This is a genomic window from Altererythrobacter sp. MTPC7 (genome assembly GCF_042851395.1).
Classification (GTDB): Bacteria; Pseudomonadota; Alphaproteobacteria; order Sphingomonadales; family Sphingomonadaceae; genus CAJXSN01.
Map to the genome: position 1 here is coordinate 1 of NZ_BTGS01000054.1, position 469 is coordinate 469.

1 protein-coding gene is annotated in these 469 nt (G+C 63.1%); it reads left to right on the forward strand.

Annotated features, from left to right (window positions below; all coding sequences use genetic code 11):
* Positions 1-469: integrase core domain-containing protein (locus tag ACGHJ7_RS14795; protein WP_390479191.1), on the forward strand; the 469-nt coding region annotated here is incomplete at both ends.

Sequence of the window (469 nt, forward strand, 5' to 3'; positions counted from 1 at the left end):
CGTGGTCGATGACGTGACCCGGGAGTGCCTGGCAGCGGTGCCGGACACCTCGATCTCTGGTCGCCGTGTCGTTCGCGAGCTGACCGCACTGATCGAACAGCGCGGCAAGCCAGGCATGATCGTCAGCGACAATGGCACCGAGCTCACCAGCAACGCTGTGCTGGCATGGTGCGGCGAGGTCGGCGTGGAGTGGCATTACATCGCGCCCGGAAGGCCGATGCAGAATGGCTATGTCGAGAGCTTCAATGGCCGGATGCGGGACGAACTGCTCAACGAGACGCTGTTCTTGAGTATGGCCCATGCCCGTGTCGAGATCGCGGCCTGGGTCGAAGACTACAATCGGGAGCGACCACACTCGTCTCTCGGTTACGCAACACCGGCGGCGTTCGCCGCTGAACTGGATAAGCAATGGCCTGCTTCGCTACGCCCTACGGGCTCCGCTACGCAGCCCATTGCTTCAACCGCGCTG